The 18,928-nt window shown below is 47.8% G+C and carries 16 protein-coding genes; 11 read left to right on the plus strand and 5 right to left on the minus strand.

From position 1 onward, the window contains the following. Window positions 1-296: 296 nt before the first annotated feature. The 5 genes from ACOTYB_RS13910 (at window position 297) to ACOTYB_RS13930 (ending at window position 5,281) form a co-directional block, all read left to right on the plus strand. Window positions 297-737 carry a GNAT family N-acetyltransferase gene (locus tag ACOTYB_RS13910; protein ID WP_047055527.1) on the plus strand — a complete coding sequence of 147 codons (441 nt, stop codon included), beginning with the start codon at window positions 297-299 and terminating at the stop codon, window positions 735-737. Window positions 738-882: 145 nt separating this feature from the next. Then, on the plus strand, window positions 883-1,878 hold the full coding sequence (locus ACOTYB_RS13915) for an alpha/beta fold hydrolase (protein WP_220153836.1): 996 nt from the start codon (window positions 883-885) through the stop codon (window positions 1,876-1,878). Between the two features lie 44 nt (window positions 1,879-1,922). Next, on the plus strand, window positions 1,923-2,663 hold the full coding sequence (locus ACOTYB_RS13920) for a response regulator (RefSeq protein WP_022651194.1): 741 nt from the start codon (window positions 1,923-1,925) through the stop codon (window positions 2,661-2,663). Then, window positions 2,660-3,955 (plus strand): ATP-binding protein, encoded by a 1,296-nt coding sequence (locus ACOTYB_RS13925; RefSeq protein WP_045894376.1) that lies wholly within the window; start codon window positions 2,660-2,662, stop codon window positions 3,953-3,955. The genes ACOTYB_RS13920 and ACOTYB_RS13925 overlap by 4 nt, the downstream gene beginning before the upstream one ends. A gap of 135 nt (window positions 3,956-4,090) precedes the next feature. Next, complete coding sequence (locus tag ACOTYB_RS13930; RefSeq protein ID WP_050870613.1) at window positions 4,091-5,281, plus strand: cytochrome c biogenesis protein/redoxin; 1,191 nt, start codon at window positions 4,091-4,093, stop codon at window positions 5,279-5,281. Between the two features lie 6 nt (window positions 5,282-5,287). Here the strand turns inward: ACOTYB_RS13930 and tam are convergent, their stop codons facing one another. Beyond that, window positions 5,288-6,046, minus strand: a complete 759-nt coding sequence (tam, locus tag ACOTYB_RS13935) for a trans-aconitate 2-methyltransferase (protein WP_023314159.1) — start codon at window positions 6,044-6,046, stop codon at window positions 5,288-5,290. 84 nt (window positions 6,047-6,130) lie between these two features. After that, complete coding sequence (locus ACOTYB_RS13940; protein ID WP_045336272.1) at window positions 6,131-6,715, minus strand: GDP-mannose pyrophosphatase; 585 nt, start codon at window positions 6,713-6,715, stop codon at window positions 6,131-6,133. 86 nt (window positions 6,716-6,801) lie between these two features. Here ACOTYB_RS13940 and ACOTYB_RS13945 point away from each other — a divergent pair, with 86 nt between their 5' ends. Continuing rightward, window positions 6,802-7,560 (plus strand): DeoR/GlpR family DNA-binding transcription regulator, encoded by a 759-nt coding sequence (locus ACOTYB_RS13945; protein WP_003857136.1) that lies wholly within the window; start codon window positions 6,802-6,804, stop codon window positions 7,558-7,560. A gap of 104 nt (window positions 7,561-7,664) precedes the next feature. Further along, window positions 7,665-8,957 (plus strand): glycoside hydrolase family 28 protein, encoded by a 1,293-nt coding sequence (locus tag ACOTYB_RS13950; protein ID WP_045342950.1) that lies wholly within the window; start codon window positions 7,665-7,667, stop codon window positions 8,955-8,957. A gap of 295 nt (window positions 8,958-9,252) precedes the next feature. On the opposite strand, the gene ACOTYB_RS13955 is transcribed toward ACOTYB_RS13950, so the two are convergent. The 3 genes from ACOTYB_RS13955 to ACOTYB_RS13965 form a co-directional block, all read right to left on the minus strand. Further along, entirely contained in the window at window positions 9,253-9,705 is a 453-nt protein-coding gene (locus ACOTYB_RS13955) for a hypothetical protein (RefSeq protein ID WP_250018378.1), read from the minus strand. 78 nt (window positions 9,706-9,783) lie between these two features. Beyond that, complete coding sequence (locus ACOTYB_RS13960; protein ID WP_250018380.1) at window positions 9,784-10,200, minus strand: hypothetical protein; 417 nt, start codon at window positions 10,198-10,200, stop codon at window positions 9,784-9,786. A gap of 1,192 nt (window positions 10,201-11,392) precedes the next feature. Beyond that, window positions 11,393-12,331 (minus strand): hypothetical protein, encoded by a 939-nt coding sequence (locus ACOTYB_RS13965; RefSeq protein ID WP_220153838.1) that lies wholly within the window; start codon window positions 12,329-12,331, stop codon window positions 11,393-11,395. A gap of 321 nt (window positions 12,332-12,652) precedes the next feature. Here ACOTYB_RS13965 and ACOTYB_RS13970 point away from each other — a divergent pair, with 321 nt between their 5' ends. The 4 genes from ACOTYB_RS13970 to ACOTYB_RS13985 are packed head-to-tail and all read left to right on the plus strand — an operon-like array spanning window position 12,653 to window position 18,824. After that, complete coding sequence (locus tag ACOTYB_RS13970) at window positions 12,653-14,176, plus strand: site-specific integrase (protein ID WP_073544243.1); 1,524 nt, start codon at window positions 12,653-12,655, stop codon at window positions 14,174-14,176. Next, a complete protein-coding gene (locus ACOTYB_RS13975; protein ID WP_421765827.1) occupies window positions 14,139-15,809 on the plus strand; it encodes a site-specific integrase in 1,671 nt (556 codons plus the stop codon). Before ACOTYB_RS13970 ends, ACOTYB_RS13975 begins: the two co-directional genes overlap by 38 nt. Next, window positions 15,806-18,343: a hypothetical protein gene (locus tag ACOTYB_RS13980; protein ID WP_421765828.1), complete on the plus strand. Its 2,538-nt coding sequence runs from the start codon at window positions 15,806-15,808 to the stop codon at window positions 18,341-18,343. The genes ACOTYB_RS13975 and ACOTYB_RS13980 overlap by 4 nt, the downstream gene beginning before the upstream one ends. Then, window positions 18,336-18,824: a hypothetical protein gene (locus ACOTYB_RS13985; RefSeq protein ID WP_073544246.1), complete on the plus strand. Its 489-nt coding sequence runs from the start codon at window positions 18,336-18,338 to the stop codon at window positions 18,822-18,824. Before ACOTYB_RS13980 ends, ACOTYB_RS13985 begins: the two co-directional genes overlap by 8 nt. The last annotated feature ends 104 nt before the right edge of the window (window positions 18,825-18,928 follow it).

Genomic DNA, 18,928 nt, shown 5'->3' on the forward strand with positions numbered 1-18,928 from the left:
TCTCCATAATTAAGCGTTATGCTTTTGTTTGGGTTCTGGTATTTTCATCAATATCACATTCTATTTGGTCGTGCTTTTGTTATTCAGGTTTATCCATAAAAGGGGTTATATGATGCTGAGAAAAGCCAGGCCCGAAGAAGCCGAAACACTCTGGCACGTCCGTAACGAAGCGATTCGCCATGGCTGCAAAATCTAGTGGGTTTTGCCATGCTGGGTGAAAATACGCATTACTCGCGTATGGCCGACGCGCATTTACGCTGTATTGAAATGGCAATTGATTTGTAAGGTCAGAACAGATGACGCTAACCGTACGTCCTTTATGCACAGATGATTACCCACAGTGGCGACCGCTGTGGGATGGCTATACCCATTTTTATGAGTGCTACCTTGACGAGTCCGTTACCGCGGCCACCTGGGACAGGGCGCTCGCAGATTCATCATTTCTGTTTTGCCGTGTCGTGGAGAAGGACGGCCGCGTCATCGGCTTCGCCATGTGCGTCCTGCATGAAGGGACCTGGTCAACCGCGCCCGTTTGCTATCTGGAAGATCTGTTTGTTGACGCTGCCGAACGTGGCGCAGGGGCGGGTAAAGCGCTTATCGACGCCCTGATCGATGAAGGCAAGCGGGAAGGGTGGTCAAAACTCTACTGGGTAACCCGCATGAACAATCCGGCGCGTAAGCTGTATGATCACTATGGTGAAGCCGACGATTACGTCCGGTACCGAATCTCGCTTTAGTCGTTTAATACCTGGGTTTGTATCACACTGTATCTGCCTCTGTGATACATACGCAGGTATGCAATAAAACCGCATCCGCACACATCTCCTATACAAACGCATGGTGTTATATCTCCGTCAACTGAACTTACCCGGAGATAACATCATGTTTAATAAACTCGCATACTCAGCCGTCGCCCTGACCGTATCACTTGGCACCGTGATGTCCTGCCAGGCAGAAGCGACGGGTAAGAATTACGCGTCGGCCTTTAACCAGGTTAAACAGATTAACGCTGGCGATTTGAACGTCGGTTACGTCGATATCGGGCCAAAAGAGGGGCAACCGGTGATCCTGCTGCATGGCTGGCCGTACGACATTCACAGTTATGCAGAAGTGGCCCCCGCGCTGGCCGCGAAGGGGTATCGTGTCATTGTGCCGTCCCTGCGCGGGTACGGCACCACACGCTTTATTTCTGATAAAACGCCGCGAAACGGCCAGCCTTCGGCAATGGCAAAAGACATCGTCAACCTGATGGACGCCCTGAATATCAAACAGGCGGTGTTTGCCGGTTATGACTGGGGGGCGCGTACGGCAGATATCGTTGCAGCGCTCTGGCCGGAACGGGTGAAATCGCTGGTCTCGGTAAGTGGCTACCTGATCAGCAGCCAGGCGATTGGCAAACAGCCTTTACCGCCGAAGGCAGAGGTTCAGTGGTGGTATCAGTTCTATTTCGCCACACCGCGTGGGGCGGAGGGCTATGCTAAAAATACGCACGATTTTGCCCGGTTGATTTGGTCCCAGGCTTCGCCTGACTGGAAATTCAGCGATGCCACCTTCAATGCCAGCGCCAAATCCCTCGATAACCCGGACCACGTTGCCGTCACGCTCAGTAATTACCGCTGGCGTCTGGGGCTGGAGAAGGGTGAGCAGAAATATGACGCCTACGAACAAAAGCTGGCTATGCTGCCGAATATTACGGTGCCGACCATCACCATCGAGGGTGGTAACAACGGAGCACCACATCCTGCACCCGCAGCCTATGCGGGGAAATTCACCGGAAAATATGAGCACCGTACTTTCGGCGCAACGGTTGGCCACAACCCGCCGCAGGAAGATCCGCAGGACTTTGTTAAAGCCGTTGTCGACGCGGATAAGCTCTGATATGTGCTATTTTCAATCCGTTACCTCTTAATCAGGAGCCTGCGGTGGAGCATATTGATCACATCCTTGTCGTCGATGACGACAGGGATATTCGTGAACTGATTGTCGATTACCTCGTGAAATCCGGCTACCACGCCTCTGGCGCGGCGAACGGGAAAGAGATGCGCGTAGTGCTCGACAAACAGCATATCGACCTGGTGGTGCTGGACGTGATGATGCCCGGCGATGATGGCCTGACGCTGTGTCGACAGCTGCGCAGCAGCAGGCATAAGGATCTGCCGATCCTGATGCTCACCGCGCGCAACGAGGACACGGACCGGATCCTGGGACTGGAGATGGGCGCCGACGATTATGTGGTGAAACCGTTTGTGGCCCGCGAACTGCTGGCGCGTATCAAAGCTATCCTGCGTCGTTTTCGTACTATGCCGCCTAATCTTCAGGTGACCGAGGCAGGGCGCCTGGTGGTGTTCGGTGAATGGCAACTGGATACCGTGGCGCGTCATCTGATTGATAACGAGGGGATGGTTGTGGCGCTCAGCGGGGCGGAATATCGCCTTTTGCGCGTATTCCTCGATCATCCTCAACGGGTGCTGACCCGCGATCAGCTGCTGAACCTGACGCAGGGACGTGATGCCGAGCTGTTTGAGCGTTCGATTGATCTCCTGGTGAGCCGCGTGCGACAGCGCCTGAATGAAGATGCCCGCACGCCGGCCTACATTAAAACCGTTCGCAGCGAAGGCTACGTTTTTACCATGCCGGTGACCATCGTCGAGGCCAATGAATGACGCTGTGGCCCCGCACCTTACTGGCCCGGCTGCTGATCATTGTGCTGCTTGGACTCTTACTGGCTAACGCGCTCAGCCTGACGCTGGTCATGGTTGAGCGAATGCACAGCGCGCGCACGGTTATGCTGGGCAATCTTGAGAATGACGTGGCGACCAGCGTGGCCATTCTCGACCGGCTTCCGGCCAAAGAGAGGCCAGAGTGGCTGGAACGGCTCAGTCGCGGTAATTATCGTTATATCCTTGGCCCCGGCGAGGCAGGCGCCGCACCAACGGACAAGCGCTCGCGGGATGCAATTCGCACCCTGAAAGAGACGCTTTCAGCCCAATATCCGCTCCAGTTTACGGCGGTGCCAGGGCCAATCTCCCATATTCAGGCCCATCTGACGCTCCGCGACGGCGCACCGCTCACTATCGATCTGATCCCGCGCATGCCGCCTGTCGCCAGCTGGTTACCCGTGGTGCTAGTTCTTCAGCTGTTACTTGTCGCGCTCTGCTCCTGGATTGCCGTACGCCAGGTTGTCCGGCCTTTCCTGCAATTCACGCGTGCGGTTGATTCCCTCGATCCTGCGGCCCATTCACCGATGACTGAAAAAGGACCGGTTGAAGTGCGCCAGGCTGCACACGCTTTTAATGAGATGCAGTCGCGGATACAAACGTATCTGCGTGAACGCGCGCAGATTCTGGCGTCCATTTCTCACGATCTCCAGACGCCCATCACGCGCATGAAGCTGCGGATCGAAATGGCAGATCAGCCCGAAATCCGCGATAAGCTGCTGAGCGACCTGGATAATATGTCGCGCCTGGTACGGGAGGGGATTGCCTATGCCCGGTCATCAGAATCACTGGAAGAGACCACGCTGAAGCTGGAGCTGAACGCGTGGGTTAACAGCATCGCCAGTGATTATCAGGACATTGGTAAAAACGTGCAGTTTCATGCACGCAATGCGCGTCTGCCGATCGTTACTCGTCCACAGGCATTGCGCAGGGTAATGACCAATCTGCTGGATAATGCGCTCAAGTTTGGCGATAGCGCGGTTATAGAGATTGATGAAGATGAAAGGCAGGTAGCGATCCGCATTATGGATAACGGCCCCGGCATCCCGGAGGCAGAACTGGAGGCGGTGTTACAGCCGTTCTACCGGGTTGAAACGTCGCGCAACCGCGAAACGGGCGGCACCGGGTTAGGCCTCGCCATTGCCGCGCAGCTCACCGCCCAGCTTGACGGGAAATTGCATATTGCAAACCGGGCAGAGGGCGGGTTGGCCGTAAGCGTGACTCTTCCGCGCGGTTAATTGTACGCCTGTGTATCTGCACCCCGTGCCGATACGCAGGCAGACAAAATTCAGCTTTTCGCACACGGCCTGAACACATTCGTACGGTCAAATAACCTCACTGCACCTTCGCAGCAACCGTATCGTGAGGTCGTTATGTTTCTGATAATCGCTTTTTTGGGCGGCATGATTAGCCTGCTCAGTCCGTGCACGCTTCCCGTCATTCCTCTGCTGTTCGCTGGCTTTCAGGGGCAGCGCAAACACATTCTGGCGCTTCTGGCGGGAATGATTGTGATGTTCACGTTGGTGGCGATGGTAGTAACGGTTGCCAGCGAGTGGATCGCTGACGCCACCGTTATCGGTCGCTGGATTGCGCTGCTGATACTGAGCATTGCTGCCCTGGCTCTGATCTTCCCGCAGTTTGCTCAGCGCATTGCCCGTCCGGCGGTCAGTGCGGGAAACGTTCTCAACACCCACAGCGTTCAGCGACACGGCCTGGTTTCGGCTTTTCTGGCAGGGCTGGCCGTTGGACTTCTGTGGTCCCCCTGTGCCGGACCGATTCTCGGGGCGATCTTCAGCATTAATATTGCGGGCCACTCGGCCATCGCAACCGGAGCGCTGTTAGCCGCTTACGGCAGTGGGTGCGCGTTGATGCTGGGGCTGCTTGTCGCGGGGGGCCGTAAGCTGATAACCCCTCTGAGAGCCAAATCCGCATTGATGGCGCGTTTGCGTCAGGGAGCGGGAGTGATGATGTTAGCTGCCGTTGCGTTCAACGCCAGCGGGATGACCTCAGCCCTGAAAGGTGCCAACGGTATTGCCGACCAGCTGGAAAACGCTCTGTTGAGCCTTGCGCAACCATCCTCCACGCAGGTGAAACTGCAACCAGTCGCTGACGCAACGCCGAGCAGCCAGCTACCATCATTAAGCGGCGGTACGGGCTGGGTAAACGGTGACCCTGTCACGTCTGAGGCCTTGCGGGGGAAAGTTGTGCTTATCGATTTCTGGACCTGGGACTGTATCAACTGCCAGCATACCCTTCCGCATGTTCGAGACTGGGCGAAGAAATATGAGTCACAAGGTCTGGTGGTGATTGGCGTCCACACCCCGGAATACCCCTGGGAAAAGCCGTTATCATCGGTGAAAAACGCGGTCAATAAATGGCAGCTGCCGTACCGCGTAGTGACGGATAATAACTACAAAATCTGGAGCGTGTTCGGAAATCAGTACTGGCCAGCGCATTACTATTTCGATGCGAAAGGGCAACTGCGTTACACCGCGTTTGGCGAAGGTAACTACGACAAGCAGGAGGCCGTGATTCAGCAGTTGCTCAAGGAAGCGCGTTCCTGATCCGGCTTACGGAACCCGCTGAGCCACCATAAACAGGCGCGGAAAAGCCAGCAGTATCTGCCCGTTCTCCTGGAGCGGATACTGCTCTTCCAGCAGCTCAAGGTAGCGTTTCAGATAGTTTTTCTGCTCGCTTTCGTTGAGTTCCTGTAACCACGGCCGTAACCCCGTCGCGCTGACCCAGTCAATAATCGCCTGATGAGAGCTCATCTGATGGAAGTAGGTGGTGCGCCAGATATCCACGTCACATCCCGCTTCCGTCAGAATATCGTAGTAGGCATGGATACCCGGCAATGGCTCGCGGCCACGATCGGGGTAGCCCTGTTCCCAGGCAACTTCACGCATCAGGGCGTGCGTCGGCTCAAGCCAGTTGTCAGGCATTTGCACCGCCAGCACGCCGTTTAACTGGAGCAGTGAAACCAGGTGTGGCAGAAGGTGGTAATGGTCCGGGATCCATTGCAATGAGGCGTTGGCGTAGATCAGGCTGAGCGGCTGGTCAGGTTTGTAGTGCCGGATATCCGCCTCAACAAAGTGGCAGTCTGGCAGGGCCTGTCGGGCTTCCTCCAGCATGGCCGGGGAGTTATCCACGCCGGCGATCTGCGCAGAAGGCCAGCGCTGTTTCAGCAGCGCGGTGCTGTTGCCTGGCCCGCAGCCCAAATCCACGGCTGAGGTTATGTCAGCAAGCGGCACCCGGGCCAGTAACTCAGCGGCGGGACGTGTGCGTTCTGCGCTGTACTGTAGATAAAGAGAGGGATCCCAGTCGGCCATTTTCGCATCTCCATGTTGAGGTGTTCAGCAAGAATAGCACAGGCAAATACCTGCGCCGGGGCAGGTATCTGGCTAATGGTGAGATTATAAAATGCCTTTGAGGGCCAGGTGATAGAGCAGCATGATGGTTTTTCCGTCGACGATCTGCCCATTTTCAATGCCCTGAAGCGCGTCGTCCAGCGTCATTTCCAGCACGTCGATATCTTCCCCCTCAGCTTTAACGCCGCCGCCCGCGCTGGTCCGATCCTGCGGATGATATTCCGCCAGATAGAAGTAGAGTTTCTCGGTAACCGAGCCCGGGCTCATATAGGCCTCAAAAATTTTCTCTACGCGCGTCACCTTAAACCCGGTTTCTTCTTCCGCTTCGGCCTTAATCCGGCTTTCCGGGTCAAGGTTATCGAGCAACCCGGCGGCCGCCTCAATGAGATCCTCTTCGTGACCATTGATAAACACCGGGAAACGGAACTGACGCGTCAGAATGACGGTTTTGCTGTCGCGATTATAGAGCAGGATCGTCGCGCCATTCCCCCGGTCATACACTTCACGCTCTTGCCGCTGCCAGTCGCCATCGCTGCGCTGGAAGTCAAAAGTGTATTTTTTCAGGTTATACCAGTTGTCGGACAACGTTTCGCTGTTGATGATGCGTATATCTGCACGTTTTGATTGCACGTTTGGCTCTCCTCTCGTAGAGTAAGCATCATAAACAGCACTATCGTGCAAATACAAGACATATCGTGCAACAGCAGGAATAAATCATGCTTACAAGCCAGCGTAAACAGCTGATTCTGGAAAAACTGGAGGCGGAAGGCCAGGTCCAGTCAACTGCGCTCAGCCTCTTTTTCTCGGTGTCTGAGGACACTATCCGCCGGGATTTACGTGAACTGGCGGCAGAAGGGCGTTTGCAGCGTGTTCACGGCGGTGCACTGCCAGCATCTTCAGCGATTGCGCCTTTTGCCGAGCGTCAGTCCGTCAAAATGGATGCAAAAAAACGCGTGGCACGGCGAGGCGCGCAGCTCATTTCACCGGGGCAGGTGGTGATCATTGATGGCGGGACGACCACCTCCGAACTTATTACATTCTTGCCACCCGATTTACCGATAACCGTGGTGACGCACAGCCCGGGTATCGCATTGGGTCTGGTCGGCCATCCGAGCATAGAGGTGATCCTGATCGGTGGTCGTTTGTATAAACACTCCATCGTCACGGTCGGCGCGGCCGCAATTGAAGGCATCAATAATATTCATGCGGATCTGTTTTTCATGGGTGTCACCGGCGTGCATCCTGAGGCCGGGCTGACCACCGGAGATTATGAAGAAGCGTGCATCAAACGTGCATTTTCCGGCAGAGCGGCGGAAACGGTGGTACTGGCCTCGCCGGAAAAGATCAACACGGCCTCGGCGTTCGTGATTGGCGACCTGTCGCTGGTGAATACGCTGGTTGTTGAAAACACAACGGATGAACGCTGGGTGAGCGCCATGAAAGAAAAGGGCGTTACGGTGATCGCAAGCCAGTAAATATCCGCTTTTTTGCCAGCCTGACCGCCAGGCTGTCAAAAAGACAAAGGTTATCCTTCACGCGGATTTCTAGACTAAGGCTTTCATCTGTTTAAGGACAAGCCATGAAAGCGATCTCCATTCTGGCGTGCGGCGCGGACCCAACCGCGCAACGCCTGTCAACGTCTGCCATTCAGCAGGCCATAAACAGTGCTCAAGAGAACGATGTCATTGTTATTCCGCAAGGCCGTTTTCTGTCCGGCGCACTGTTTCTGAAAAGCGGTGTTTCGCTTCGCCTGGATGCTGGCGCACAGCTCGCTGGAAGCCAGGATCTGGCTGATTATCCCCTGATAAACACCCGGGTGGCCGGCATTGATATGCGCTGGCCGGCAGGCATTATTAATATCATTGATTGTGAAAACGTCAGCATTACCGGTACAGGCACGATAGACGGGCAGGGTGTCATCTGGTGGCAACGCTTCTGGGGCGACGACGAACGCAGCGGCATGGTTGGCGATTACAGCGCCAGAGGATTACGCTGGGTGGTTGATTACGACTGTCAGCGCCCGCGCAATATCCTGGTCTTTGAAAGCCAGAACATTCTGCTGCGTGATTTTACCAGTCGGGAGTCCGGATTCTGGAACATACACCTCTGTTATTCGCGTCGTATCGCGGTTGAGGGTGTGCAAATCAGCAATTCTGCGGGGCCGAGCACCGACGGGATTGACGTCGACTCCTGCGAACAGGTGCGGATTGAACGCTGCATTGTGTCCTGCAATGACGACAATATTTGCATCAAATCTGGACGAGGACGCGAAGCGGCGCAAAAAGCACGTACCGCGCGGGATATAGTGATTCGAGGATGTACGCTGAATAAGGGATCCGGGATCACGCTGGGGAGTGAAACTTCAGGTGGCATTGAACGCGTCCTGATAGAAGATAACGCGTTTAACGGAACGGGCGTCGGGTTCCGCATTAAGTCGGCCCGCAACCGTGGCGGGTTTATCCGTGATATCACCGTCCAAAATTTACGTCTTACGGACGTACGTTTTCCGGTGCTGATCCAGCTGAACTGGTTTCCGCAGTACAGCTATGGCGACCAGAGCAATTTATCTGATAAACCAGAACACTGGCGCAAGCTGGCTGAAGGTGTTGAGGGCGAAGCCGGTCTTACTGAGGTCAGCGGACTGACGATTAAAAATATGACGGCGCGTCGCTCAGACAACAAATATTTCTCGCGGGCATTTTTCATTGCGGGGTATCCGGAGCGTCCTGTGGCCGGGTTAACGCTGGAGGGGATTTTTATTGACGCGACAGAGTTTGGGAAAATTTCCGGTGTGGATGGGTTGCGCTTTCAGGATGTGCAGGTGACTGCCGTAGAGAACACGCAAGACTGTAACGACAGTTATGAACGTTGATGGCATAGAATCTATGGGCATAATTCGCTGAATGAGCAGAACAAGGTGGGCCCGAAACGGCTGGATTTGTTCTTAATTAATCTTAGTGCGCATAATGTGTTGAACATGTTAAATGACTGCACGAAGTGCTGGCATTTAGCCTTCTGCAATGAACTGCCAGACGTTGTTACTTGTTTTCTGGCATAGAAAATCGCTGCAACAGCGGAATTACAGATACATCCTGAATGTTCGTTTTTTCTTATTAATAGATAGCATTGTGAAATGCCGGTTATTTTATGACTATTTTATAGCATCATCAACAGGTTGTGGCAACACAGTTTATGTCGGGATTTCTGTTTTCCCACTGAAGTATGAGCCAGCGCAGGTAATGAACATAAACCTGTACATCACCATCAATCATGTAGCAATTACGCTGAATCTTTTTCGTGAGAGGCCAGAACAACACTGTGCCATAAGGGGTTTCAGACAGGATTACTTTCATATTCCCGTTAAGAACAACTTCATAATTAATTTGATTGTTTTTTAATTCATCTTCAGCCTCCGTTAATATCTCATCTCGAATTTTATTTATTTCATGATAATGCCCGGAAGGAATCTTCATGGCAACGCGTCGTAATCCAGCTTCCCTGGCATTTTCTTCTGTGCTGATAAATGCCACCGTGTCAGCAGAATAAATTCGGCGATGTGAGTAATCCTTATCGAGCTCATACTCTCCCGGATTATCCTTCCATTTGTTGTAGCCATGCAATTTTGGAAGGTCATTGCAGAAGTTCTGAAAGTTATGCCATCGCTCGCATACAGTGACACCTTTGTAGCCTTTAAAATACTACTTTCCTTTGGTTGTCATGTAGCACCTTGCCAGCATGTTATGCCAGAGTATGAATGCTCTCGTTCTTTGGTGTGTTCGGGTGTTTTCAATAGTTGAATGACATCCATTACCAATATATCCGACGCCGTAATATTTTGGTGTCATCAGTAACTTTCGTCGTTCTTCCTCCGATGATGGAAAAGCTTCGTCTGATACAGAACCAGTTTTAATATGCGAGCCATAGGCTTCCTTGATGATGCCACTGTCTTTGAATTCCACGACATAATAGCCTCGCCTTGATTTATCATCAGAGCGACCAAGAATGGCGCATTCTCCATTATGTCGGGTTCTGAATGTTGCACCGGGAAACAATACGTCATGAGTATAATTTTGATGAAAGCAATTATTACGGATACCTTTTTTGTAGCGGGGCATGATATTTCTCCTGCGTGATTTAACTGAAAGGGAAGGGAGCAAAAAGAATCGGGGCGGGTCCTTCTTTTTCGATTTACCTTCAGTCAGGCACTCATGCCGGAGAGATGGATTATATTTATGTAATCACTTCAAAAAAATAAAATATAAAATTTTTCAAACAATGAATTGTGACAGATGATGGTACAAACCGTCAGGCGCGCTGTGTGGCATCATTAATACGGCACATACAAATGCGTCAGGTTGCAGCCGGATGCGCTCAGATGGCTGTACAGATGCAATAAACAGGGCGGAACAGGGGGTTGCCAGTGTGAGAGGGCGCATATGCCTGACAATTGCAGGGCTGTTTATTTATACAGCATCTGGTATTTTGCTTACATCGTGACCGGTGACTGCCTGTATGCGGTTTTGGGGTGATTTTGCCCTTAGTCATGGTTTTGCATTGCCACTGACTCTAGCGTTGCGCATGGTGCATTACAGGGAGCGCACTCAGGGTCAGGACTGCGCCGGAATCACCCGACAGGGTGGGGAAATAAAAAAATAAATATAACCGTTTTACAGATTTAAATATCCGTGCTACCATCGCCAAATCGCCAGCCGGGGTTAATTCTTTTATATATCTGTTCTGTTGTTCTCTTATATAGACTTACTGTTTAATTGTTATTATCGGTTTTCTGTACTTATCTGCATCTGTCTTTGATGTTTCAATATTATCCCAATATTAAGCCCTCCGCAGGAGAGCCATGCGGCTTGAGCTGGCAATAATAAGAACAGAAAAATAAGAATCCCCACAGAAGTGAGGACTCATCAGATAGCTATCAGCAATCTACTTTGTCAAAGTCTATCCTGAAGTTATCTCCCGCTGTATCCGCATTATGCATTTCCTTGCTGTTTCTTAATGCCTGCAACTCTTTAAGAATTTCCTTTTGAATATCAGTCTGAGTAAATAACACCGTTTTCAGTTCATAGTCCGTAATGCTTCTGACTATCCAGATAATACAGATAACAGTGATGATGATTTTCGCTGTATCGAAACTGATGAAAACATAACCCTGAATTATCGAATACCATATCGGGTTGTCAGTTCCGATTAGATAGAACCATGTCATCACGGTCAGAATTATGTTAATGGTGAGCGTCAACTTTGACAGGTATTTTGTTAAAAATGAAGAATTCATTTCCTTTCTTGCTTTCCTTATTGGTTTTTCACGTTAAGATTAATTATTGTTGATGCATTTTTCGAAGGTGAGGGGAGCCGAATGCCACTCAACCTATTAATGATGGATTCGCAGAATGCAATGTCATTATCTTTCTGACTTGCATCAAATGCAGATATGCCACCATAACCGTCTGCGAATATCCTGGCATGACACACCGCATCATTAGCACCATCGATTCCGGAAATGGCTTTTGATAATGCATCCGTAATTATTTTAGTGTCATGCACTAATTCCTTCTTGCTTCGTCCATCCTGAGTGGCGAATGAGTATTCTTTCTTTACAGTTTCATCACAATATAATGCTGCACTTTCAGGTGAGTACATTCTCAGTTCCAGCCAGCTTGAGCTTGCACTCGAACCGGCGCTATTCACCCATGTCATTAACATGCTTTCTTTTTTGACTACCCTGACGACGTACACATCCGTAGTATTCGGGCCACCCGCTATGGTTGAGCAGATTTTATGAAACTCAATGCCTCTCTTCGTGAGTGATGAGGCAGGATTGAATGTACAATTCTCATTCAGATATCCACCACATTTTGATGGTGCCATTGATATATATTCAGGGCCGAACTTGGCTGGCATTGACGTTCCAAGGGAAACCTCCCAGCCTAATTCTTTTTTCCTTTTCTCCAGCACTGTTGATTTAACGCCCATAACATTGATGCGAGCAAATCCAGTGCGGAGTGACATTCCGGAAGCTGTTTGCGTAACACCGTCAGCCCAAACAATATCTGAGTTTGACTGCCAGTCCCACGACAAGCCGTGACCAGCATCCGGCATTGCAGAATAAACAAAATCACCCAACTCAGAACTGGGCTTTCCCGAAAGAGATTCGGGGGAAACATCTTCAGCGGATATAGCGTAAGGCGGGAGCGTCGCAACCATAACAGATAACAGTATTAATCGTTTCATTTGAATCAGTTCCTGAAGCGAACATTCAGAACACTCAACAAGCCCAGTGAAGGCCGCAAGACATTTCAACCGTTAGGCGAACCAACCAGACTCAGCACATCCATATTCTGCGAGAACAAGGATGCCCACAAATCACTGGATTCTGCCTGAATCCATATTGGTGCGCATAATGTATATTATGTTAAATGTGGTGGGTTTGCTCTTAAGTTCATGAGTCCCTCTCTTTCAGGAACTTACCGATGAATCAGACAGTTGCCAAAGTTTAGTTGTGGACTTACGATGACTTCATAACGCAAAAATTACGGGGCATCCGCTAAGTTCATGGCATATACCATCTTACATTTATCGAGGAACAACCAGAGAACTCATCTCATAGTTGATGATGTGACTACCCTACCGGTCATGTTCGCCACAATTTATGGAATGAATGAACTGAGCAAGAAAAGCCTAGGGACTCAAGAAAACATTTTGTGTTCGCTGCGTTTCTTTTACGTCTATTACTATAAGAAGCATAAACAAACATTTGACTACGATTTCTATCGGTCTGGCTACAATATCTCCTGTTTTATCAGGGAGCTTGATGGCTTCTTTACTTATCTGCTCGGGAAGCAGCACCTGAGTGACGAGACCGACATAATCTCTAACGGGTTTTTACATTCGGCACTCTCCAGAACCAACAAGTCCACCTATGGTAACCACGTCAGAAACGTTGGCCGATTCCTTAAGTATCTCAACTATAGATATATGAATCTGGCATACCAAGATATGTCACCTACTGAAGCTCACCAGATTAACCAGGCGAACCACAGAGATCTCGCTGACAGAATTAAGGTCTTCAATAGAGTTGAAGTATCCAGGAACGAACCAGCTCACCGATACAAAAGTATCACCAGCCAGCAAAGTGTCGAACTAACGAACATGTTAATCCCCTCCACTCCTGAATTTTTAGATATCGAGACCGACGAATTATTCACGGCCGTGGTTAATCCCCAAAACCCATTCGATTCAGGATTTCAACAATACCGTAACTACCTTATCCACCGGTTAATGTTTAACTATGGCTTACGTGTTGGTGAAGTTCAATTGTTGATGAAGGATTGCGTGGGGCCAACCCTTCCAGACTCACGAGGTAACATTCGTTTCATCCTGATTGTACAAAATCTACCAGATGATGTAGTTGACCCAAGGAAACAACAACCTTCACTTAAGACTGAGCATTCACAGCGACAAATCGAACTGACCGAAGATGACTTCATTATGTTTACCATTTATATGGAGCAATATCGGTCCCCATTATTTGAAGAGAAAAAAATTGTTGACCATGAATTTGTTTTTATTAAAGGCTCAGGTAAGTTAACTCCATTAACTTACGATGCAATTCGAACATTTTATAAGGAAAAAATTGATCCGGCATTCATTGCCCTATTCCCTCATTATCGTGCGAAAAGTAATAAAAGTATTAATAATATGGTTAATATAACACCACACGTTGGGCGGCATACTTGGGCTAATATCACTCTTGAGTTTATTTACAATAGTCTCCTGAGTGAATCACTGATACTGGCGCAAGACTATGGTATTCGAGCAAGGATGAATGGAGTACTTGAACCAGCTATTGAACAACTTCGTGCTTTAGGCGGCTGGTCACTGACTAGTAAAGTTCCGTTAAGATATGCCAAGCGGTTTATTGAAGTGGTGAGTAACCAGAGCAACTATAAGCGTACGAAACATTCAAATATGCATTTAGCTTCCCCAGTAACAAACATTTCGCAAAGAAAAACCTACAACTTGCCAGAAGATAATGTTTATGACGAAGAGTTCACATTCAAAGATTTATTCAACTGAGAACGGTATCACCGCGGGTGATTTATCTAAAATTCCTCCCCTTCACTTCACAAAAGAACAGCTTGAATGGATTGAAAATATTCAACTCCCTACACGATTGTTTTTACTAAGTGCAACAGAATTTGATGACCGATATTTATATCTACATGATGATTGGCGATACAGATTCTCAGGTAATAATGTGGCCATATTATTCTCTACTGGTAAATACTTTTGTGATTTATCACCAGTTTCACTCAAGCTCTTAAAATACTTAACGATCGCGTACATTAATGAGAATTCAGCAAGTGTTGCTGATAAATTTTCTCAGTTTATCGCCACAACTTTCAAACAAATTGAGGTTATCACTCGCGAAAGCCTTATCGCGAATATGCAAATGCTGGTTGCGAAGACTGAGCAAAATCACTCAGACTGCAGTCAGTTCTATTACACCCTTTATGCGTTACGAAAACTTGATCGTAGTGGATTCTTCGAAAGTAAGTATGACTGTGACGATCTGGAAGATTTATTGCTGGAAGTGCCACGCCCTAGGAACTATAACTGGGCTCGCTACCAAAACCTAGAACTCGTTATACCAGAAGAAGTATGCCTGATGATAGAAAATGGCATTCAACGTTGGGCATCTAAACTATGTCCAAAAATTGATGCTAATGAAAATAAAAATATTCATCTAGAAACTGTAAAGAAAACTATAAAAATTGATACATTACGGGACTGCATTATTATTGGCATAGTTTATTACATTGGGGCCAGACCTGTACAGATCGGTAAACTTTCCGGAGGCGATTTTATTGTTGATACCGAGAATAAGTACGGGATGCGTTATTCAGTACTTGTGCCTTATGCCAAAAAGACAAAACTAACTATCGATCGAGTTCGGGTTGCAATTCCGGAAGAACTTGGAAAGTTAATCTTACTGTATAAGTACCTAGTTGGAATTGGTGATACCGACCCAATGTTTTCCATCATAGTATCTTCAACGAAGATGGTGGAAGAATCATTAAAGAAAATGCTATTCAGATTTTCACCACAGGAGATTCAGGAGGCAGTAAAAAACGATGATTATCAACTACCTGTATATACCGCAAGCCTCTTTCGTCACAACGTTGGTCACTCAATGGCAATGAGTGGTGCCAGTGCTCCTGAGATAGCTTATATATTAGGTCAATCCTCTTATGTTGTTGCAGATCGATACATTGCAGCCACCCCTGAATTGGCTGATATTCGTGAGGCAGCTTTGGGTCGCAACCCTGTGTTTAAGAACATGATGGCACTCATGTTGACTGGGAATTTGGTTCACAGCAGCGAATGGGAAGGCCGCAGTGTTGCAGGGTCAATTGGTGGGCGACTTCATTACCATATCGGTGGATGTAATTATGAAGAAGACATGTGCCCCTTTGCACAGGGTCGTGGATGTTACGGTTGCCTGTATTTCAAGCCATTTATAGATGGAAACCACAAAGAAGTATTTCTTTCGCTGAATGATGAAATCCAAAATGTTCGCGATGTTGCCGATGATGCTGGCGTTTTAAATCATCCACTTCTCAAGGAATTAGTGCGGCGGAAAGAGCATGTAAATCAGGTTATGGCTCGCATTGAAATGGCAAAGGCCGGAGGACTATTTAATCGATGACTACACAAATAACAATACGTAATAAACAGGCGGATAATCTTCTTATTTATATAGAGAAATATAAAGCAAAATTTGAAGAGCGTCTTGTTGCCTACAATGCTGTTGGACAACTGGAGTGGAATGCCGGTTCCTGGCGTTTTGGTGAGAAAGGTGTTGCATGGCTTAAAGAAACAAAAGATCGCGGCTTTAAGTGGGACGAAGTTTCTAGTCGTGTTAAGGGGCTCTCACAAATGAATATTTCTTCGGAATTTCAGGATTTTATGCGAGCTTATCACATGCATCTGGTGTGTATCACTGGCGGATTACCATCAGGTTCTACACTAGACAAACCATTACAGGTGATGAAGCGCTGGTATTGGGAAATGGTAAATAAAACAAGTCAAACGCACCCAATGTATCTGACTTCCGATATTATTCATGCAGCGATGGAGCGGCATCATGAGAATTCTGACACTCCTGATAATGTCAGCGACTATTGCGATATTGCAGTAAAGGCCATAGATTTACTACGGCAATATGATCTTTTCTTAGTTAATATTGAAGTCAAAAATAAGTATCCTTGTCGAAATGGTTCTAACAGCACTAAAGAAAGAAAGAAAGCGCAAGAAGCCACCCCTGAGCAAACTGATGATGAAAGACTCATATCAATCCGTGCATTTATGTGTGTTATTGAGTTGATCGCTTTAGCTGAGAATAGTTATCAGCGTATATTTTACAATATGTTGTTACTCACAATTATTTGCGGTTTCCGTTTCCAGGAAATAATGTTGCTGAAAATGACTTCTTTGGTTAAGCGAGAAATCACGGATAAAGAAAAACGTCAGCACGCAATAGATCAAGACTGGCCTACTTACAGGTTGGGTATTGAGTATCTTGGTGCGAAAAAGGCTGGATGGCGGATCCATTGGCTGGCGCCAAGCACTTATTCTGTCGTTGAGATGATTTATAAATCTGTTCAAGAATTGACCTTGGGGTTCCGTAAAACGATTCAGGGCTTCAGAGATTCTAATTTCACTAACATGCTCCCAGGTAAGATCGCTGATTTTCCTGATGAATGGATTGAGCAAAATTATCTTGAAGACATTATGTTTAGTGGTTCTGGTGGCTCCAGGAATGATCTTGGAAAGAGTATTCGGAATTCCATTGCGAACTTTAGCGGACATAAACCTAAGGTAATACCCGTTCATAAACAGAAGAACTGCTGGTACTTCACTAAAGAACAGTTGAATGATTATGTATATCAGCGTTACGCTCATGCAAAAAACTTTGAGCCTGGGCACCAGTGCATAATTTCAGCCAAAAACAATGGTGACTGGGAACACTTCAATTATGAAGACCTGATGTTCATCATGCCGGAAGGTGCATTTGGAATTGGTAAAGATTTTGTTTCTTTGCAACATATATTTCCACTTGATGAAAACTCAATAGAAGCGTGGTTAGGCGGAACACAAAACCGAAAATCTATCTTTGATCACTTTAATCTTTTTGAAGATGATGGGTCCCGTGTCATTATCAAAAAGCATGTACCGCGACATAACATAAATACATTCTTGGCAATCGCTGGAGTGACGGATCATATTCAGGCCATCCTAATGGGGCGTGTTGATATTACCCAGAATAAACACTATCAGCATCAGGCCGAATCACAGTCCTATCAGACCGCTTCTCTAGCAATCAATATGCTGGAAAAGGCTTATGATGAGAACAATCAAGCTCTCACGAAGAGTTTCCAGCTATCACTCTTTACTACGCAGCAGAATCCCTGCATTCCGCTCAACCTACCCTCCCCCAGAACTGAGCTTAGCCGAAGAATGGCAGCTCTATCACGGTCTTCTAAGACGGTAAAAAATACAGGTGTTGCAAACGTTAAATTAACAACCTCACTAATGATAAATCCTGAGCTCAATACCGAGCATAATCTGAAGCAGAACATGCAGACTTTTGGTGAAACAACTGATGAGGTTGTTGACTATATAACTGGCACAATGTCCGATAAGTTTCTGCCTGAACTAAAACGTGCACATGACAAGTTAGTACAACAAAATTTGGCTGATAAGGCGAAATCACTGCTTCAACGCCATGCAAAACTGCATCCTCTTGGATTTGGAGCCTGTACGAGAGATGTAGCTCGCTGGGGTTGTCCTCATGCGCTTAAGTGTCAGTCTGGTCTACCTTGTGGCTACTTCACTCTTACAGGTCGTTTTGGCGAAGCGGAAGAAGCATCACGACGTTTATCAAACAAGCGAAAAGAAATCAGTCAACTACGTAAGTTGACTATAGTGAATCCAGGCTTCATGCTGGCATTAAAAGAACAGGAAGAAGCTCTCATCTTGCTCGAGGCTCTTGAAGCTGATGCTATAAAGGTTCAAGGCGAAAAAAAACTGGTTTCCCTGTTTTCTGATGATCTGAACAACCCATTATATAAAGTTATTGAGCGAATTAATAAACAAATGCTAATTGGCAAAACTCCAAAAACCCTGGCTGATCTTTTCTTTATTGAACAGAAACGTATAGAGAGAAATAATCATGACTAAGACCCCACGTAGTCGCAATGCAGACGATAAAGTCATTCAGGGTAAGGAACTTGATGCTTACATTAAAGCTGAGTTACAAGCTATGGTGCAAGAGGGACTGGAAAAATCCCCCATTCAACCATCCACGTTACATGCCCGTCTTAAAGCCAAAGGAATAGTTAAAGGTGGCATTAGTACTCTCACGTCTCGCAAATCTATCATCAATAATTACAGGCTTCGCCAGCATAACAACTACGAAGACGGTAAACGAGAATTGACTACAGATGAAAAGGCTAAATTGGCTATGGGGCGAACCGGCGCTGCTTATATAAGTAAGGCAAATCGCCTTGATGCTGAAATTATAGCATTGAAAGCTAAATATGAACGAAATGTACTGGCGCTCGCCGACATCATTGAGTATATCGACAACGCAACCCCAATCAAAGTTGAGGACATGCTTGCAGTCGATCTCATTCGAGAACTTGCTGAGCGCAAAAAATAATTCAAGTATGAGCTAATATAGCCAAATCAAGAGCATATTCCCTGCTCTCTCTTCGTTAATTAGTGCAGTAATTATCAATACTCCCTCTTCTTAGTCAGTTATGT

The sequence above is a fragment of the Enterobacter cloacae complex sp. IR5450 genome, from assembly GCF_049238665.1.
Lineage (GTDB): Bacteria > Pseudomonadota > Gammaproteobacteria > Enterobacterales > Enterobacteriaceae > Enterobacter > Enterobacter hormaechei_C.